Source organism: Vibrio sp. A2-1 (assembly GCF_021728355.1).
Taxonomy (GTDB): domain Bacteria; phylum Pseudomonadota; class Gammaproteobacteria; order Enterobacterales; family Vibrionaceae; genus Vibrio; species Vibrio splendidus_K.
In genome coordinates this window covers 305466-324412 of record NZ_JAKKCO010000003.1, presented here as the reverse complement: position 1 = coordinate 324412, position 18947 = coordinate 305466, and the positions used below count along the sequence as shown (strand labels likewise).

General features: G+C 42.4%; 17 protein-coding genes, 1 tRNA gene and 1 pseudogene. 11 read left to right on the top strand and 8 right to left on the bottom strand.

Translation table 11 applies throughout. From position 1 onward, the window contains the following. Positions 1 to 4 precede the first annotated feature (4 nt). Positions 5 to 1345, top strand: a complete 1341-nt coding sequence (gene rlmF / locus L3V33_RS12780; protein ID WP_237290538.1) for a 23S rRNA (adenine(1618)-N(6))-methyltransferase RlmF — start codon at positions 5 to 7, stop codon at positions 1343 to 1345. A 107-nt stretch (positions 1346 to 1452) separates the two neighbouring features. Here rlmF and pilW read toward each other — a convergent pair whose 3' ends face one another. Both pilW and metA read right to left on the bottom strand, forming a co-directional pair. Continuing rightward, positions 1453 to 2220: a type IV pilus biogenesis/stability protein PilW gene (gene pilW, locus L3V33_RS12775; protein ID WP_017089281.1), complete on the bottom strand. Its 768-nt coding sequence runs from the start codon at positions 2218 to 2220 to the stop codon at positions 1453 to 1455. A 169-nt stretch (positions 2221 to 2389) separates the two neighbouring features. Beyond that, on the bottom strand, positions 2390 to 3331 hold the full coding sequence (gene metA, locus L3V33_RS12770) for a homoserine O-succinyltransferase (RefSeq protein ID WP_004734938.1): 942 nt from the start codon (positions 3329 to 3331) through the stop codon (positions 2390 to 2392). 273 nt (positions 3332 to 3604) lie between these two features. Here metA and L3V33_RS12765 point away from each other — a divergent pair, with 273 nt between their 5' ends. Both L3V33_RS12765 and L3V33_RS12760 read left to right on the top strand, forming a co-directional pair. Next, entirely contained in the window at positions 3605 to 3973 is a 369-nt protein-coding gene (locus L3V33_RS12765) for an ATP-binding protein (protein ID WP_237290537.1), read from the top strand. Between the two features lie 74 nt (positions 3974 to 4047). After that, entirely contained in the window at positions 4048 to 4470 is a 423-nt protein-coding gene (locus L3V33_RS12760) for a DUF3859 domain-containing protein (RefSeq protein ID WP_237290536.1), read from the top strand. Between the two features lie 130 nt (positions 4471 to 4600). Here the strand turns inward: L3V33_RS12760 and L3V33_RS12755 are convergent, their stop codons facing one another. Next, positions 4601 to 5707, bottom strand: a complete 1107-nt coding sequence (locus L3V33_RS12755; RefSeq protein ID WP_237290535.1) for a M20/M25/M40 family metallo-hydrolase — start codon at positions 5705 to 5707, stop codon at positions 4601 to 4603. A 259-nt stretch (positions 5708 to 5966) separates the two neighbouring features. Between L3V33_RS12755 and L3V33_RS12750 the strand changes: the two genes are divergently transcribed. Continuing rightward, a complete protein-coding gene (locus tag L3V33_RS12750) occupies positions 5967 to 7931 on the top strand; it encodes a GGDEF domain-containing protein (RefSeq protein WP_237290534.1) in 1965 nt (654 codons plus the stop codon). A gap of 153 nt (positions 7932 to 8084) precedes the next feature. Here the strand turns inward: L3V33_RS12750 and L3V33_RS12745 are convergent, their stop codons facing one another. Then, positions 8085 to 8270 carry a hypothetical protein gene (locus L3V33_RS12745; protein ID WP_004734943.1) on the bottom strand — a complete coding sequence of 62 codons (186 nt, stop codon included), beginning with the start codon at positions 8268 to 8270 and terminating at the stop codon, positions 8085 to 8087. A 272-nt stretch (positions 8271 to 8542) separates the two neighbouring features. Between L3V33_RS12745 and L3V33_RS12740 the strand changes: the two genes are divergently transcribed. The 3 genes from L3V33_RS12740 to L3V33_RS12730 all read left to right on the top strand — a co-directional run bounded on the left by L3V33_RS12740 (position 8543) and on the right by L3V33_RS12730 (position 10967). Next, a complete protein-coding gene (locus L3V33_RS12740) occupies positions 8543 to 9211 on the top strand; it encodes a DUF2726 domain-containing protein (RefSeq protein ID WP_004734944.1) in 669 nt (222 codons plus the stop codon). Between the two features lie 264 nt (positions 9212 to 9475). After that, positions 9476 to 9552, top strand: a tRNA-Val gene (locus L3V33_RS12735). Between the two features lie 173 nt (positions 9553 to 9725). Next, positions 9726 to 10967 (top strand): integrase domain-containing protein, encoded by a 1242-nt coding sequence (locus tag L3V33_RS12730; RefSeq protein ID WP_123322082.1) that lies wholly within the window; start codon positions 9726 to 9728, stop codon positions 10965 to 10967. Between the two features lie 735 nt (positions 10968 to 11702). Here the strand turns inward: L3V33_RS12730 and L3V33_RS12725 are convergent. From L3V33_RS12725 to L3V33_RS12710, 4 genes and pseudogenes are all read right to left on the bottom strand, one after another. Continuing rightward, a complete protein-coding gene (locus L3V33_RS12725) occupies positions 11703 to 12143 on the bottom strand; it encodes a hypothetical protein (RefSeq protein ID WP_237290533.1) in 441 nt (146 codons plus the stop codon). Between the two features lie 29 nt (positions 12144 to 12172). Beyond that, positions 12173 to 12391 (bottom strand): hypothetical protein, encoded by a 219-nt coding sequence (locus tag L3V33_RS12720; RefSeq protein ID WP_237290532.1) that lies wholly within the window; start codon positions 12389 to 12391, stop codon positions 12173 to 12175. Between the two features lie 12 nt (positions 12392 to 12403). Next, the gene (locus tag L3V33_RS12715) at positions 12404 to 12667 is read right to left on the bottom strand and encodes a hypothetical protein (protein WP_016790616.1); all 264 of its coding nucleotides are present in this window, start codon (positions 12665 to 12667) and stop codon (positions 12404 to 12406) included. Positions 12668 to 12843: 176 nt separating this feature from the next. After that, positions 12844 to 13851 (bottom strand): annotated as a pseudogene (locus tag L3V33_RS12710) (transposase). A 581-nt stretch (positions 13852 to 14432) separates the two neighbouring features. Here L3V33_RS12710 and L3V33_RS12705 point away from each other — a divergent pair. The 4 genes from L3V33_RS12705 to L3V33_RS12690 all read left to right on the top strand — a co-directional run bounded on the left by L3V33_RS12705 (position 14433) and on the right by L3V33_RS12690 (position 18944). After that, positions 14433 to 15407 carry an autoinducer 2 ABC transporter substrate-binding protein gene (locus tag L3V33_RS12705; RefSeq protein WP_016790618.1) on the top strand — a complete coding sequence of 325 codons (975 nt, stop codon included), beginning with the start codon at positions 14433 to 14435 and terminating at the stop codon, positions 15405 to 15407. A gap of 93 nt (positions 15408 to 15500) precedes the next feature. Beyond that, positions 15501 to 16994, top strand: a complete 1494-nt coding sequence (locus L3V33_RS12700; protein WP_016800862.1) for a sugar ABC transporter ATP-binding protein — start codon at positions 15501 to 15503, stop codon at positions 16992 to 16994. After that, entirely contained in the window at positions 16987 to 17985 is a 999-nt protein-coding gene (locus tag L3V33_RS12695; RefSeq protein ID WP_237290531.1) for an ABC transporter permease, read from the top strand. The genes L3V33_RS12700 and L3V33_RS12695 overlap by 8 nt, the downstream gene beginning before the upstream one ends. Further along, positions 17985 to 18944 (top strand): ABC transporter permease, encoded by a 960-nt coding sequence (locus tag L3V33_RS12690; protein ID WP_102436239.1) that lies wholly within the window; start codon positions 17985 to 17987, stop codon positions 18942 to 18944. Before L3V33_RS12695 ends, L3V33_RS12690 begins: the two co-directional genes overlap by 1 nt. The last annotated feature ends 3 nt before the right edge of the window (positions 18945 to 18947 follow it).

Below are 18947 nucleotides of genomic sequence, written 5' to 3'. Positions count from 1 at the left end.
CCCAATGAGCCAATCACAAAATAGAACTACGCTAAGCCTGTCGAAAAACAGTACCTCATCAACAAAAACAAAAGACAACCAAGCTGATCAAGGTAACCGTAAGCACGGTGATATTAAGCCAAATGCCGGCAAGCCAAGCAGCGACAAGCGTATTTCTACAAAGAACACATCAGACCGCAAAAACAGTGCTCCCAAAGGTGCTGACAACAACAAAGCAAAGCGACCTTTTGCAAAAGATAGCAAAGGTAAACCGGGTGCGAATAAAGGATCATCGAATAAGGGTTCTTTCAATAAAACTGCTTTTAACAAAAACGCAGCCCAGAAAAGACGCTCGACTGAAAAGCCCCAAGGTGGATTACACCCAAGAAACCAACATACAGGTCGTTATGACTTCGAGTTATTGGTTGCAGCATTGCCTGAGCTAAAAGAACACCTGATCAAGAACCCGGTGGGTGAAGACACCATTAATTTCTCTGATCCATTAGCCGTTAAGCTACTTAACAAGGCTTTACTGGCGCATCACTATGGCGTTAAGCATTGGGATATTCCTGCTGGCTACTTGTGCCCGCCAATTCCTGGCCGTGCAGACTACATTCACAGAGTGGCAGATATTCTTAATAGCGATGGCCAAGGTGAACCTTATAATCATGCTTCTGTGAAAGCACTAGATATTGGTGTTGGTGCAAACTGTATTTACCCAATCATTGGTGCGACAGAGTATAAGTGGCGCTGGACAGGTACTGATGTCGATTCAGTATCCATCAAAACAGCGAACTTCATTGCGGAAAGTAACCCTAATCTAAAAGGTAAGATTCGAGCTCGCCTGCAAGCCGACTCAGAATCTATCTTTAAGGGCGTGATTAAGGATAATGAACGTTACGATGTCACAATTTGTAACCCTCCATTCCATAGCTCTCTAGAAGAGGCGGAAAAGGGATCACAACGTAAACTGGATAACCTAGCGGCAAACCGTGCTAAGAAAGCCGGTCAGTCGTTCAAGCCAGAAACGAACAAGAAGCCAGTTAAGTTAGACAAATCAACTAAGCAAGAGAAACCAACCTTAAACTTTGGTGGCCAAAAGTCTGAACTTTGGTGTCCGGGTGGTGAAGCAGCTTTCATCATGAAGATGGCGAGAGAGAGCCAGCTTTTTTCTACTCAAGTATTGTGGTTTACGACATTGATCTCTAAGAAAGACAACGTTGATATGGTTCGTTCAGAGCTTGGCAAGCTGAGAGCTAAACAAGTAAAAGTAGTAGAGATGTCACAAGGCCAGAAGGTGAGTCGCTTTATCGCATGGACCTTTATGGACGACGAACAAAGACAAGAGTGGATTGCGCTTAAATAACAGACTGTACTTAGTTAAGATATTAAGCTGAAATTACGAACGGGCTTGTTGTTAACGCAACAAGCCCGTTTTTATATCTATCGCAACGACTCTAAGCTTAGTTAGTCTTAAACGGAGAGCAGTTCGTCTAATTTACTTTGGTATTTCTGTTGAAGTGCACGGTTACCCGCTTTCTTTTCGAGTTCGACCAAGATTTGAAGCGATGGAATTTGATAGCCATAACGTTGGTGGAATTTGAATAAGCGGAGCCTAGCGTCATTGTATTCGGCCTCACTGACTTCAATTTTAGAAAGCTGTAGTACGGATCTAGCTCGATTTGGGTCGTGGTCAATCGCACGAGAGAAGTAGTATTTTGCTTGCTCGACCTCTCCGGCCTTAAACGCGCAGAATGCCGCATTTTCATAACTTGCAGAGACGAGATAATAATAGGGTTGGTCGATGGCACGGTTAAAGTATTTATCGGCTTGCTCGTATTCGCCTTGTTTACACAAGAATGTACCGTAGTTGTTCAATACATTGCCGTTTCTTGCGTCTAACCTCAGCGCTTTCTTATAGGCGTCTCTTGCTTCGTCAACTTCCCCAACTTGTTCGTAATAGTGCGCAATGGAAAGGCGAGCTCGATAGTAGCTAGGTGCGTGTTTGATGGCGAGTTCTAGGTTCTCACGTGCTCTCACCATATTCCCTTGTCCCATATAACCCAAACCTAATTCAATACGAGATTCAGACATCGCAATAGGGTCGCTTTCGATCTTTGGCGGTCCTTCAGTGACAGAAACGCAACCGACCAACGAAAGAGAGGCGAGTAGTATCAGGCTCGATAACGAAAGGGGGCGGGATAACGAAATAGGTTTAGATAATAACGGCTTGGCGGGCATGTGAAGCTCCTTATGAACACCAACCTATCATATGAAATCAAACCTATTGAAGTGGTAAATCTATTATGGAATGCGACTCAAACACCATAAAAAAACCGTGTCCAATTTGGTGTTTTATCAACAACCTACTGAACACGGCTTTATGTGATTGTGAATCGGAAGAAAGAACTTAATCGTCTTTGGTAAAGTTGTCTTCGCTGAAGTGATCCAAATCGTAAGGCGTTTGTTGGTAAACGCAGTAGTTCAACCAGTTCGAGAATAGCAAGTGCCCATGACTACGCCAACTTGCGACAGGCTTATTATCTGGATTGTTGTTCGGGTAGTAGTTGATTGGAATCACGGGTTCCATACCTTCGCCTAAATCACGAACGTACTCACCGTGCAATGTATGCGCATCGTATTCAGGATGACCCGTTACAAACACGTTTCGCTTATCTTTGGTTGCCGCTAGGTATACGCCAGCCACATCAGAAGTCGCAAGAACATCAAGGTCGGTATGCTCGGCTAAGTATTCCTGAGAGAAATCTGCATAGCGAGAGTGCGGTGCTAAGAAGGTATCGTCAAAGCCACGCAGAAGCGGGTGGTAAGGGTGATGAATCTCGTGATTATAAACACCAGAAAGCTTCTCTTTACGAGTGCGCTTTGGCAAATCATACAGTAATTTCAAACCCGCCTGAGCCGCCCAACACACATACAAGGTTGAGGTCACGTGCTTGTTTGCCCATTCCATGATGGTTTTTAGGTGATCCCAGTAGATCACATCTTCAAATTGAACCAAGCCAAGCGGTGCACCAGTGATGATCAATCCATCAAAGTTTCTCCCTTTGACCATTTCAAATTGTCGGTAGAAGTTATCAAGGTGTTCGGTCGGTGTGTTTTTGCTTGGTCGGTCATCAATGCGCAGCAGCTCTACATCGACTTGCAATGGGCTGTTCGATAGTAGGCGTAAGAATTGAGTTTCAGTTTCAATCTTCTTCGGCATTAGGTTGAGGATCAAGACTCGAAGTGGACGAATTTCCTGCGTCGATGCTCTTGATAACGGCATCACGAAGATGTTTTCTTCACGAAGAACATCAGATGCTGGCAATTGGTCTGGAATGCGAATAGGCAAAGCTTTCTCCCTAAGCTAGATATGTAGACGTCTATACATCTAAATCTATAGTAGTTTGGTACGCTTGTCGATATACAAAATGGATAGATGTAAATTATTTGTGTTTTCTATCAGAAGCCATCTTCCGACGTCGGGGGAGTCTTATAATGTTTTACGACTACCCGAGTAAGGCATAAGTGCTTGGTTCTGTTATGTAGAACTAGGCAGTTATCAGAGCAAGCGGCTAGCATTTACGATAAACTCATGTTTTCGAATTAGCCTGTAAAGTGACAGATGAAGTTAATACTCATTCGAGGGTTGCCCGGTTCTGGCAAGTCAACAAAAGCGAAAACCTACGATGCATTACATGTCGAAGCGGATATGTATTACGTGAATGAGCAAGGTGACTACCATTTTGATCCTAGGCAGTTACAGCAAGCTCATGAGTGGTGTCAAAACACGGCGGAAAACGGCTTGAAGCAAGGGTTAGATGTTGTTGTTTCGAATACCTTTATTAAGCATTGGGAAATGAAGGCTTACCGCCAACTTGCAAGAAAATACAAAGCAGAATTGATCATCGTGGTATGCCGAGAGCAATATGGCAGTATTCACGACATCGAACCGTCTGTGATTAAGCGCATGGCAAAAGATTGGCAAGAATAGTCTCGTGCTTATCCATCTTGGCTGAATGGCAAATAGAATTAAATTAATAGAATAACTCCAAGGTAAAGATTGAAATGGCAAAGCGCTCAGTTGTGGTCGACATGACATCTTACGGGATCTACACAACGTGGGATTCAAAATCTAAAGACCTTCCAAAAATCCAAGAGTTCACCACTACCGTTGATGCCGAAATCGATGTGGAATTTGGCTATATCTTGAATATCAAGAAAGCCAAAGGTGAAAAGATCCGCTACTGCATCTATCACCCGGATATCACCACAGATAAGGGCGAAGTGCTCGAACCGTTCGATGGTGAAGAGCATGTCGGTAACAACGACTGGGATTTCTACTTAGGTGACACCATCTGGGCGCCAGTCTCGAACAAGCTAGGCAAGTGGCGCATGACCGTGGAGTTAAAAGGCAACATCATTGCCGATAAGACATTCGACCTCGTAGCAAAAGACGAAAGACAGTTCTGGAAGCGTAGGGGTTTTTAGACGAAATTTCTGGTAGACGTAAGCTTTAGGCTAAACGCAGACAACAAAAAAGCCGAGTCACACGTCGTATGTGGGCTCGGCTTTTTTTCATAGTGCTAGATAGAAGTGACTACCTAACTAATGGATTAGATTATTGTGTTACGTAAGCTACAACAAACTCAGTGATAGCGACCATATCTTTCACTGCAATGTACTCTTCAGTGGTGTGAACTTTCGCCATACCAGTCGATAGGTTAACCGTTGTTAGGCCTTTCGCGTTGAAGTTGTTTGCATCACTACCGCCGCCAGTGCGTTTGGTATTCGCCGTTACGCCAAGCTTTTCGAATGCTGATTTGATAGAAAGAATATGCGGGTGATCGTCTGCAATCACGAATGCATCGTAAGCACGAGTAGATTCGATTTCTACTTCAGCACCGAATTGCTTCGCGCTTGCTTCGAATGTCGAGATCATGTGTTCAACTTGCGCTGTTAGCTTCTCACCGTTCAGTGAACGCGCTTCTGCTACGACTTTAAGCTCTGGCATTACGATGTTGGTCGCTTGACCGCCTTCAACAATACCCACGTTTGCCGTCGTTTCTTCATCGATACGAAGTAGGTTCATCTTAGTGATAGCGTCTGCAGCAACTTGAATTGCGCTGATGCCTTCTTCTGGCGCTAAACCAGCGTGAGCTGGGCGGCCTTTGATTTTAGCAACAATCTTTTGCTGACCTGGAGCTGCGTTTACGATGGTGCCAATTGGGCCACCTGTATCAAGTACGATAGCGTGCTCAGATTGAATGTAAGACATATCGAAGTTCAAAGAGCCGAACAGACCACCTTCTTCGAAGACAGTAAACGCAATCTCGATAGTTTTGTGCTCTTTGCCTTCAGCTTTGATGCAACGAACCGCTTCCATGATAGCTGCGATACCAGACTTGTCGTCGCCACCTAGAATCGTGTTGCCTTTTGAACGGATGATGCCGTCTTCGATGATTGGCTCAATACCGATGCCTGGCGTTACTGTGTCCATGTGGCAACTGAACACTGTGCTTCCTGGAAGAGTGCCATCTAGACGAGCGTAGATGTTGAAACCGTTAGACACTTCTGTAGGGACAGCCAGTTTGTGAACTTCAAAGCCTAGTTCACCAAGTTGTTCAGCCAAAGCTTCAGCAATCGCTTTTTCATTACGAGATTCACTATCAATTTTCACTAGATTGCAGAAATGTTCTACAAGACGTTGTTCATTAATTTGGGTCATTGTTAATTCTCATTATGCTTCCGCTTGTTCTAAAGAAGCCGCGGAGTTAGGAACAGGAAAATTACTATAACGCCAATGAGGTAGATGATTATCTGAGTTAAATCAAGAAAGTTGCCTGATTATTCTAATTGATGAGAAAAAGCCAACTCAGATTCTCCAATGCGCAGGATTTTAATCTGTATATCTGTCGGGTATAATGTTTAACCGCTTTGAAAAAACGTCGATGAAATTGGAATGTAATCAATAATGGCACTGATAAATGAATAGAAACAATGTGTTAGGTTCATTCCTTTTAGTGGTGCTAATGAGTGTTGTGCTGGGGCTGTATTTGCTCTATCCAACTTATGACGATGATTTAAAGCACATTCGCCCTGAAAATCCGAGTGTTTATAGTCCAGAGAAAGAGTTATTACTCTCTCAATACGGAGCTACATTGATTGATATTCTCGATGTGTCTCGTGGTGATCCTAATCTAGCTGCCCAACAACTAGAGGCTCTGCGAGCTAAGTTCCCCCATCAAGATAAAGCCATCTATCGTGCCTATGAATTGATGATTTTGTCGAACCTCGCCCAACACAAGCTGGATACCAAAGCGGTTTCAGAATACGTCAGACAGATTAAAACACTCGCACAACACGAACATATGGGTTGGCTAAAGGCCCAATCTCTTGTTGAACTGGCGATCGAATACATCAGTAAGGGCGAGCTAGCGGAATCTGAAATCCAAATCAGAGCAGCGATAGATATCGCGGAATCACTCCACTATGAAGAGTTGTTGATTAAGGCCTATAACACGGCTGGTGTCATCAATAATATCCGCAATGACTTTCCTGAAGCTCAATATTTTTTCCATAAAGGCTTAGAGCTTGGCAAGAAGTACCCTCAACACATCTATAATAGTAAGTTAGTGTCAAATATGGCACTGCTTTATATCTATTTAGAAGACTGGCCTAAAGCGCTCAAGTTGATTAAAAGAGCTAAAAGACTCTATTACAAGAGTGGACTACTCGAAGCTTCTACCATCGGTGTGCTGCATGTAAATGAGTCTTTTGCTTATCTGCGCAGTGGTGATTTGGTTAAAGGCCGAGAGGCGTATCAAAGTGCGGCTAAGCTCAATGGCGATAATGTGAGTGAGCGATACAAAATCATCTTGTTGAAAGCAGAGAGTGATGTGTTGTTGGCGGAAAAGAACTTTGAGTTAGCACGGCAGGTCGCAAATTTGTGTCTCAGATATCCGGGAGTGGACAAATACACACTTCAACTGGGTCAGTGTTACTTAAACAGAGCCTTAGCAAATATCGGTTTGAACCAAGATAATTTTGTCTTCGCTGATCTTAAGCGATCGTCTGCAATGTTCGACGTTGTGGGTACTCGCAGTTGGAAAGTCCTCGGTTTAAGAACACTTGCTGAATATTACGATTCGAGAGGCGACAGCGAAAACGCACTTCGTTACTTTAAACTCTACTACAAAGGTAACAAAGCGCTGTTGTTTGATAAGCGTCAGAGCGATATCTTTTTACTAGAGCAAGATTTCACCACGGCATCATTAGCCCAAGAAAATGAACTGCTTAACGCAGAAAAAGAGCTTGGTGAGCTGACGTTAGATAAGCAGCAGTTACGAAATCGAATTGTTGTCGCGTTGGGAATAATGGTGATGATCAGTGTCGCATTGTTGTTGATAAGGCTTCGCAGCATTCAAAGTAAAAATAAAGCGTTGGTTACCCAATCTACAACGTGTGCGCTAACGGGTTTATACAACCGACGCTATCTAGAGCAGTTGTTAACTCAGCCAATGACATTTAATACTTCACGGTTTGGAATCAGTTTAGTTATTTTAGATCTTGACCACTTTAAGCGCGTTAATGACACCTTTGGACATGATGTTGGTGATGAGGTATTAGTGGAAGTCGCAAGGCGAGTTAAACAACATTTGCTTCCTAATGACGTAGTGGCTCGCTGGGGTGGTGAAGAATTTGTCCTGTTGCTATCTGGATCCGTCGATCCTGAACAACAATTGAACGTTATCCGTTTAGGCATTGCTGAAATGCCAATTGATACGCACTCCGGTTCTTTAGACCTCACCACATCGATAGGGGCGTCGATTGGTATTGCTCATGAGGAACTCAATCAAGATACTTACAAGAAGTACCTCAAAGCCGCGGATGATGCATTATATCAAGCGAAGGAGTCGGGTAGGAATCAAGTCATCATCGCTGAAAGTTAATCGCTAATCAGGAAACAAAAAGCCATTCTGATCTTCGTGAGATAAGAATGGCTTCTGGAACAGTCTGAGATCGCTAATATCAAAATTTGAGTGAGAAGTGGGGTTTACTTAGCGATATGTCGAGTTTATTTATATCAACATTTTCTAAATGAGTTATTTAGCGGCACCTTGCAGCATTTCAACCAGTTCGCCCTCTGTAGCCGGTTCTCTTGCCAGTTCAATCACCGCGGAAGCACCGCCTTTTAACATATAAGCTCGAGTTCCGCAGTGGTCATAGTGGAACCATTTACCGTCTACACATACGTCCGTATAACATCTTGGGTCTTGTTTGAGTTCCATATCAATTTCCTTATTAACATTTGCCTAACGTTTTTCAGACTAGTTGATCACAAATTTAGGTAAATTGATCTAAATCAATCTAGAGTGTAATTGATGATTTGATTATCAAATAGGAGAGGCGTGTCTAGCGTATGAGCGGCCTCTTGTTGATTACAGCATTCAAAGGTCGTGATTCTGGTTGGCAACTCTCGCTCTTTTGCTTGCCACGTGAGGCTTTTCTACATACGCTAGCTACTCTCTTAATCCCTATACAGACGTGATTGTGTTGGAAAATGACTAATATCTTTATCGTTGTAATTGTTCTGGTTGTGTTCTTTTACTTTATCCAAAAGTATCTAGTGAAGCATGACGACACCAAAGATCATGCTTATCAGAAAAAAGGGTCGTTGATGTCGGCGCAACAGGCGACATTTTATAACGCACTTAAATCTGCAGTGGGTAACCATGGCGAAGTGTTTGCCAAGGTCAGCATGTCGAACGTTCTTGTTCCTGCTAAGGCGAACAACAAGAAGAATTGGTTTATCGCTAACAACAAAATCTCACGTAGCTATTTTGATTTTGTCGTGTGCGACCCGCGAACGTTAGAGCCCCGCGTGATCATCGAACTTGATAACGGCAAAGAGCTCAACAAGGGAAAGGCCGATCGAGAAAAGCTACTGATCCACGTGTGTAAATCGGCAGGATTGCCACTGATTGGTGCATCTATTAAACACAGCTACCAAGTGAGCCGTTTGAAGAGGTTACTGGCAGCACACATCGATTTAATCGAGCCATCAAAAGAAGTTCGATTCTGTAAGAAGTGCGGCAGCCCGATGATCATCAAACTGGCCAGCCAAGGCGATTACAAAGGCCGACGATTCTTCACTTGTAGCCGTCAACCAAACTGTACGTATACAGAGAACTACAACGTTGTATTCGATGTGGATGAAGATTCTAACTAATATCTTGAGTTAAAATGCTTTATTAGAGGGGTAAGACACGAAACAGGCAGATGTATATAGCTATTGAACTAGAGGCGAAATGTGATCTACTTCAAGCCATTGATCTGCTTTGTGTTTAAAATTTATTCTGATTGTTGTTTTTAAAAGCAAACGAACCGTTTTGTGCAAATTTATCCTTGCACGCTACCCATTCACTCGTTATTATCCATCTCGTTCTGAAGCGTTAGCCACTTAGTAAAGCGGTTAGTTAAGTTTCAAAGCATTGCCCGCTTAGCTCAGTTGGTTAGAGTACTTGCATGACATGCAAGGTGTCACTGGTTCGAGTCCAGTAGCGGGCACCACATTATACGAAAGAGCCCACCTAGCGTGGGCTTTTTTGTGCCTGTAATTCCTTTTTTTATCAGTCTCTTAGCTATTTCATAATCCTAAGAGAACCGATGATGTGTTGTAAAATCCACCGTTTAAAGTAACACTGTTAGTAACACTACAGGAAATACGGATTGGTGATGTTACTATGGCTAGGAAAACAACCCCATTAACAGCGACTCAGATCTTACAAGCAAAACCAAAAGAAAAGGAATATAGCCTGCTCGATGGTGATGGTCTTGCATTGAGAATAAAGCCCAATGGTTCCAAATTATGGCTCTTTAACTATTACCGTCCAATTACTCGTAAGCGAGCAAACCTCAGTATTGGTAAATACCCATCTGTATCGCTTGCTAAAGCTCGAACCAAAGCTATTGAAGCGAGAGAACTACTTGCTGATGGTATTGACCCTAAAGAGCACCGTGACACTACTCTTAGAGAAAAACAGTTAGAATTGTCGAATACGTTACAGTCGGTATTTGATGATTGGATTGAAGTGAAGAGAACAAGCGTCAAAGAGCAAACGGCTAAAAAGTTAAAACAACGAATAGAAAAGTACCTCTTGCCGGATCTAGGTAAGTGTCCACTTAGCGATATTACAGCCCCTCAAGCGATTAAAACAATTAAACCTATTGCGAATCAAGGTAAATTAGAAACAGTAGGGCGCTTGTGTCGCAATCTCAATGAGATAATGACCTTTGCAGTAAACACAGGTGTTATTGAGCACAACAAGCTCGCAGGTATTGGTAAAGCCTTTGAAACAGCTAAGGTGACCAATCAAGCTTCGTTAACTCCTGATGAACTTCCTGAACTTCTCAAAACAATCAACTACGCGTCAATTAAACCTATCACTCGCTGCTTGCTAGAGTGGCAACTTCACACCATGACAAGACCGGCTGAAACGGCCGGGGCACGTTGGGATGAAATTGATAGAGAAAAGATGCTTTGGATCATTCCTGCTGAACGAATGAAAAAGGGAAGAGTACACACTGTTCCTTTAACAAAACAAACTTTAGACCTATTAGAAACAATTGATCTCATAACGGGTGAAAGTGAATACATTTTCCCAGCAGATAAAAGCAACCACAACCACATCAATAAAGAGACAGCAAATAAAGCATTAGTACGAATGGGTATGAAGGGCAGGCAAACTTCTCACGGTTTACGCGCATTAGCCAGTACCACTCTAAATGAGCAAAACTTCGATCCAGATATTATTGAAGCTGCGCTCTCTCATGTTGATAGAGATAAGGTGAGAAGCGCATACAACCGCACTGACTACCTTGAACGTCGTAAAGTTCTAATGGCGTGGTGGAGTGATCATATTGAAGAAGCTGCAACAGGAAGCTTGTCGATGAGTGGTAAAAAGAGCCTTAAGGTTGTGGGTTAGTTGCATGGGAGTGCAAATGCAACGTATAAGTCACATACTTTAACTGCACTAGCTCATACTTGTTCTTACAACTTTGCTGACAAGTCACGATGAAATCGTACACACGTTCTGTTGACATTGTGACTCAAAACTGAACAATTCTGTTTCAGTGACTTTACTAAATTACTAAATTACTAAATTACTAAATTAGTGAATCATCAATAACCAAAAGTATGGAAAAAGTCGCTTAGCCTAGTGTCCAGTCTCACTGGAGCAGATCATTACTGTCTTTAATAATAGAGCGCAGATTATTGTTGAAAATAGTGGTCAGCTAGTTTGGCATTAAAGGAACATCTGTTCTGGCCTCAGCTAATCACAAACTCTGCTAAAACGATTAATCCCTCCATGCGTGTGCATGGTCGATTTTTAGGGGCATCGCATCAGCATGACCAAAATTAGCCTCAAAGACTTTTACTTTACATGTTGTACATAGGATTACAGGCCCAATGTTAGATTCTCTATACCTCGTCATGATCCCATATGACTGACTACATACGGTGCAGCTGACGTCCCCCTTTACTGTGACCCCTTTACGGACATGCAATTGAATTTTACGTGCAGACATTGAATTGGGATTAAGACGTTTTGAACGACCCAGTTTTTCCGCTTGTGAAATAGCCTTAAGTACTTTCTTACTTGCACCATGTCTTCTCATCGAATTCACTCTATTATCATTAACGTTTATTGAAGCCTAAACTATCCAGCAGCTGATACTGGCTCTACACTCCTAATGACTTCCTGCTGTCTGTGCGCTCTTGCAATCTTTTCAAAATATTCGATTAACTCTTCTTTTAGAATATCATCAGCGTATTCAAACTCTGCTAGAAAACAGCTACTAAATTCCTTTTCAATCAACTCTATTGCTGATTTCGTTAGGTCGCTTGTCTCTTTAAATGACTGTTCGATGAGTTTAATTAGCCCCTGCCTTTCACATTCATCTTCTATTAAATCATTGATTTCATGGGCTGTCGTAGCACAAAGCATTAAAAATTCAGTGGCATTTTTGTAGTAACAATAACGGTGCTCAGTTCCTTTGACTTCTTCAATAAATCTTACCGCTGCAAATTGAAACAATAGATCCTCTGAACGATTATTCTCGTTTTCATAGCAACGTTCTAAAAATTCTGAATAAGACATTAATACATTTTCCTTTATTAGTAAGAAAGTTAATCAAACAAGCTGCCAAAGTCTTCGGCTCGCTTCTTTGCTGCATTTCGAGCCTTTCTAACCTCAATTGGGTTACGGTTATAATCACCGGAGGTGTGAAGCAATAGTTTGCCCGCCTTTAATTCGCCGTAAGCAGAGCCTTTATTAATACTGTTCTCGTTTTTGCCAGCGAACTTTTTTCGAGAATTCTTAGGGGATGAGCGCTTTTTCTTTGCCATATTTAACCTCGCTTAACTGACTACTTCGTAACTCCACTTGTAGCTACTATATAAAAATGGTCGACTACCTTCTTTTTTGGTTTCTACACATGAAAGTCGTACATGAGTACCCAAAGCAAGTTTGCGAATCTCTTTTGCACACTCTACTTTCATCGATTGAGGGAAAACCTCACCAACTATAGGTCTAACGCCGTTTTTACGTCTTGAATAGTCATAGAACACCTCACAAACCACATCTATGTATTCACTTGGATCACGTCTACCAACCGAGCCCATAAAACCTCCAATATTCCACCGTGTTTACTGGAATCTAGCATACAGGCTGGTACCAAATTTACCATTTTGCGCCAGGTGAAAATTTCCAAAAAAATTATCCTCACTATACCCAACTTTATTTGGCTATATAGGAATATCAGTTATTACGGATGCAGTTCTAATAGTTAAGTGGTTATTTACGTACCGTTGATCAAGGCGTTTCTATTCTTTAAGAGATAATAAAGCTCACGTGCGATGTACCTCTTCAAGCACCGATTCGCTTCCATTTTTGACAACCCGTCAGCAGTTCGCTTTTTTTACATGATTTTTCGGATGCAGTTCGATCCTAAGCCTTCCTATCGCAATAATATGAAGCGCGTTATTAGCTGCTCTATCTCCACCTCGGTTAAGCCTGTGTCGATTGGTTTTTCTTGAGGATGCAGGGATAGGGCTAACACCACACAAAGCGGAAAAACTAGATTCCGACTTTAAACGTTCAGGATTGTCACCTAACGTTATTAGTAATTGTGTCCCAGATTCATATCCAACCGCTTTTTGTTCAATTAATTCAGGTGCAAGCGTGTCAATGATAGAAGAAATCATCGTATCTAAGTCCTCAATCTCGTCATGCAGCTAAAGGTATCTTCGAGCTAATGATTTAAATACGATTCGGTATGCGCTAGAGATGTTTCTGTAGGCAGTTAAATCAGGCCTTGTTGATGCGAGGGTACGAATTAAGGTCATACGAGTCATATGTCTTAATGCATCTCGTAGTTCATCAGGGACAGAGATAATACTCGTCCTAATCATTTGAAGGGCAACAGTGCGAGCCGCTACAGCTGTTTACGGCAACTTTAATTATTCTTAATGATTCAAACCATTCCGTCTCGTGCTTTTGGTGTCACTGTACGCAATTGACTATATGCAGCATCTTCTGCGTCTATCGTGTCATCCTTGCCTCGCTTTCTTCGGTCAACCTTATATGGTTCTGTCACTTCCAATATTTCGATGCCGCTGCTTTGCATGTAGCGAAGCAAGCCTAGACCATACGTTCCTGAGCACTTAATGCCTACTCGTGATATTTTGCCAAATGAAGACATCCACGTTAGCAATTCCTTATTCCCATGCCGGGTTGTAGGGAAAGGGGTATAAATGAGATAGAGTAATCTGTGAGATCTGATTAAACCTTGATTGAAAAGTGACAGATTGCGTCCTGACTAATCCACTTTAACGACAACTATATTCCAATAGAAGTTTACCGAATTTTGAACCTGTAATACGCTCAACGTAGTTAGAAATGGTTACGCAGGTTCTAATCATGTTGAGTGCCATGCGAACTTAACTACTATTCGTTATTTAATTACACCCCCTAAATGTATTTATCAATTCTCAATAACATTGTTCCCGCAATCGTTACGTCCCTATACAAGAAATATTGAATTTCCGCCTCATACATAGTGACCATTGTCTGGTTTTTACCAATAAAACACTCATTAATATTAGCCACTGAAATCTGACTCTCCACCTAACATTCTCCACGGCAAAATATGAAAATGCAAGGTTACCGTAACGTTGCGCAGTTGTTGTGATTATCGTATTTTTCCGTTTTTTAAATACCTCGACGTGTGATTTTAACCACCATTTAACATTATCGATCGCCGAAATTAACATTACTGTGTCTGTGTCACGGTTTGGTTGTGAGCGGTAATTTTTGTATTGAACTATGAGATAGCATGTATTCGTCAATTTTATTGAACCCTACACATAATAAAAAGGATTGATGGACATGAAAAAGGTATTACTAAAAGCTGCTGCACTAACTCTTGCTCTTGCTGCTGCAGGTGTACACGCTAAAGACTATGAAATTGTAAACGTCGTTAAAGTATCTGGTATTCCTTGGTTTAACCAAATGAACAAAGGTATTGAACAAGCAGCAAATGACTTTGGTGTTAACGCACGCCAACTTGGTCCTTCTACACCAGATCCAGCACAACAAGTAAAAATTATTGAAGACTTGATTGCTAAAGGTGTCGATGCAATTACGGTTGTGCCAAATGATGTAACGGTTCTTGAGCCGGTATTCAAGAAGGCACGTGAGAAGGGCATTATCGTTTTAACTCACGAATCTCCGGACGGGCACGGAGCTGATTGGGATATCGAAACTATTGATAACCAATCCTATGCGAAAGTGACGATGGATGAGCTTGCAAAAAATATGGGTGAGAAAGGTGGATATGCTGTTTACGTAGGTTCACTTACTGTGCCGTTACATAATAACTGGGCAAATTTAGCAATAGATTACCAAAAGCAAACTTACCCAGAAATGTATGAAGTGACCAGCCGCATGCCTGTTGCTGAAAGTATCGATCAATCATACGCAGCGACCAACGACTTGATGAAGGCTCACCCTGATATGGCAGGTATTGTTTCTTATGGTTCTCTAGGTGGCATTGGTGCTGGGGAAGCGATTAAGAAGAAACGAGCTAAAGATAAGATCAGTGTTGTAGGTATCTTAATGCCAAGCCAAGCTGCACCTTACTTGATGCGCGGCGAGATTGATAAAGGATACTTGTGGAACCCTGCCGATGCTGGCTATGCGATGGTTGCTGTTGCAAAACAAATGCTGGATGGCAAAGCAGTAACAGATGGCGTAAACGTTAAAGGTTTGGGTGATGCTGAAATCGATACTGAAAAACGTGTAGTGAAATTTAATAAGATCCTTGAAGTCGATAAAACAAACGCACGTCAACTTGGTTTCTAAGCGTTAACTTTGACAAGTTCGTTAATGTTTTACTTATAACAAGTAATAACTTCGGGGTAGTGCAATTCTACCCCATGATTTATGGAAATTCATATGTCTGTTACTCCTTTCATTACCCTCAAGAAGGTGTCAAAACATTTTGGCTCTGTTAAAGCCTTGGATGGTATTAACCTAACCTTCAACCAAGGCGAAGTACACTGTTTAGCTGGAAAGAATGGCTGTGGTAAAAGCACATTGTTCAAAGTTATTTCAGGTGTCCATGCGCCGGAAAAAGGTGCCGAAATTCTACTTGAAGGTAAAAAATACCCACGCTTAAATCCGCAACAATCAATTGAACATGGCATTCAAGTTATTTATCAAGACTTATCGCTTTTCCCTAACCTTACCGTCGCAGAAAACATAGCTATTCAAGATCATGTTGAGTGGACAAAGGGATTAGTTCAGCAAAAGCGTATCGAAGAGATTGCGATTAAAGCAATGGCGAAAGTAGGCGTGAAGCTACCATTGGATAAGCGTGTAGAGCAACTTTCGATTGCAGAGTGTCAATTGGTAGCAATTTGTCGAGCGATGGCGTCTGACGCCAAGCTAATGATCATGGATGAGCCGACCGCATCGTTAACTCGTACTGAGGTCAATCACCTGATCGAAGTTGTGGCGGATCTAAAATCGAAAGGAGTTACCGTTGTTTTTGTTAGCCACAAGCTCGACGAAGTGATGGAGATCTCTGATCGCATTACCGTTATCCGTGATGGCCGTACCATTGGTACCTATCAAGCCGATGAAGTGGATAGCGACGAGTTGGCATTTTTAATGACAGGTCAACGTTTTGAATTTTCGCCTTTAGCGCCATACCAACAACAAGGTGATGTGAAGCTAGAAGTAAAAAACCTGACTAAACAAGGTCAATATCATGATGTATCGCTGTCGGTTCGTGCTGGTGAAATCGTCTCCATTACTGGATTACTTGGTGCGGGCCGTACCGAGCTTTGCATGGCATTATTTGGAATGAATAAGCCTGACAGCGGCGAGATCCTAATTAATGGTCAACCGACGTCGTTTAGCTCCAATCGTGATGCGATCGCACAAGGGATTGGTTATGTATCAGAAGACCGCATGTCAACTGGATTAGTCATGGACCAGTCGATTCAAGACAACATTACTGCTTCGGTATTAAAGCGTTTACAAAAGCCTTCTGGTGTACTGGACCATCTTAAAGCCAATAAGCTAGTGGCAAAGCTTATCTCATCACTATCAATCAAAGTTGCAGATCCAAAATTACCTGTCACTAGCCTTTCTGGTGGTAACGCGCAGCGCATATCGATTGCCAAGTGGATCGCGGCAGAGCCCGAAGTTCTGATTCTTGACTCACCGACAGTCGGTGTTGATGTCGCTAACAAAGAAGCCATCTACAACATTGCCAAAGACCTTGCTGCAAGTGGTATGGCGATCATTATGGTGAGTGATGAAATCCCTGAAGTGTTTTACAACAGTCACCGAGTGATTGTGATGAAAGAAGGACGTTTTACCCATGACTTCCAACCGACTAATTGCTCAGAGCAACAAATCATGGAGGCTGTCAATGCATAATCAATTTAAGCGCCAATTGGCTTCGTTTAGTAAGCGTCACGAATTCTATCTCTCCGTAATGATCGTACTGATTGTAGCGGTACTGACCGCGACATCAGAAGACTTTCTTACGTTAGGTAATATCTTCGATATGTCAGTAAGCTCGGCGTTACTTGGCATCATGGCTTGCGGTCTATTTGTAGTACTTATTGCTGGTGGGATTGATATTTCATTTCCCGCCACGGCAGCAATTGCTCAATATGTTGCGGCCACATACATTCTAAGTATTGGTGGTAACTTTATGATTGCCTTTGGTATTGCCGCATTGGTTGGTGTGCTATTGGGTATGATTAACGCAACATTGGTTTATAAGCTTAAAGTACCGGCGATCATCATAACCATTTCCACGTTGAACCTGTTCTTCGGCCTACTGATTTATTTTAGCAATGGCGAGTGGCTATATGGTTTCCCTGATTGGTTTATGGATGGTGTTGAGTTATTTAGCTTCACTGGAAGCGATGGTTATGACTATGGCTTGTCACTGCCAATTCTGACTTTAATTGCCATGATTGCGCTGACGTCGTTTTTAATGTCGAAAACGCGTTTAGGCCGTCAAATATACGCTGTGGGTGGAAATGCTGATGCCGCGAGCCGTATCGGTATAAACCTCTTTGGCATCAATTTGTTTGTGTATGGTTACATGGGAGCGCTAGCGGGTATTGCGTCAGTAGTTCAAACACAAATTACTCAATCGGTGGCGCCAAACTCTTTAATGGGTTTTGAGCTTACTGTGCTTGCGGCTGTAGTACTTGGTGGAACGAGTATGACGGGAGGCAAAGGAACCTTATTCGGTGTGATTTTAGGTGTGATTTTGTTAGCGGTAGTGAAAAACGGCTTAACACTATTGAGCGTGCCTTCTTACTGGCACACCGTTGTGACGGGTTTGATTATTGTTTGCAGTATTAGCATGACCTCGATTAATGAGAAAAAACAAGCAGCGCAGGGGGCATAATGGAACAGGTTCTAAATAGTTTAAAGCTGCCAACGGATAAGAACATTCGTTACTTGTTGGTTATTTTAGTTGGTATTTTGGTGGTGATGGGCTTTACCAGCGGTCAAGCATTTTTCTCAATTGGCAACTTACAATCGATGTCATCGCAAATGCCGCTATTGGGTTTGCTGGCACTGGCAATGGCCGTATGTATGTTGACTGGTGGTATTAACCTATCGATCATCGCTACTACAAATGCATGTGGCTTGGTTATGGCGAGCATCATAACCCAAGCACCAGATAGCTCTGCGATGTTGGTATTAGCACTGGCGGGTGGTCTGATTACAGCAGTAGTAATTGGCCTTCTTAACGGAGCATTAATCGCTTACGTTGGAGTCTCTCCAATTCTTGCTACTTTGGGCATGATGACGTTGATCAATGGCCTTAATGTCCTTATCTCGGGTGGCAGCGTAATTTCAGGATTCCCTGAAGCACTATTGGTTCTAGGTAATGGCTCGTTAATGGGCATCCCTATGCCACTTATCTTGTTTGTCGGTTTTGCGATGGGATTGTGGGCTTTACTTGAGCATACAAGTCTTGGTCGTACGATTTATTTGATGGGCTCTAACGAGAAAGCCACACGATTCTCAGGCATCAATACTCAAAAAGCCACACTGTATGTATATGCGCTCTCTTCAATTCTATGTTGGGCGGCCGCAATTGTAATGATGGCAAAATTCAACTCAGCGAAAGCTGGTTATGGAGAGTCTTATCTATTAATTGCGATTTTGGCCTCAGTGCTCGGTGGCATCAATCCAGATGGTGGTTTTGGACGCATTATTGGTATTGGCTTAGCACTGATTGTACTGCAAACGTTAGAAAGCGGTCTTAATTTACTGGGAGTGAGCAGTTATCTCACTATGGCGCTGTGGGGCGGCATCTTGATCCTATTTATCTTCTTACAAAAAAATAAGGCTTAACGG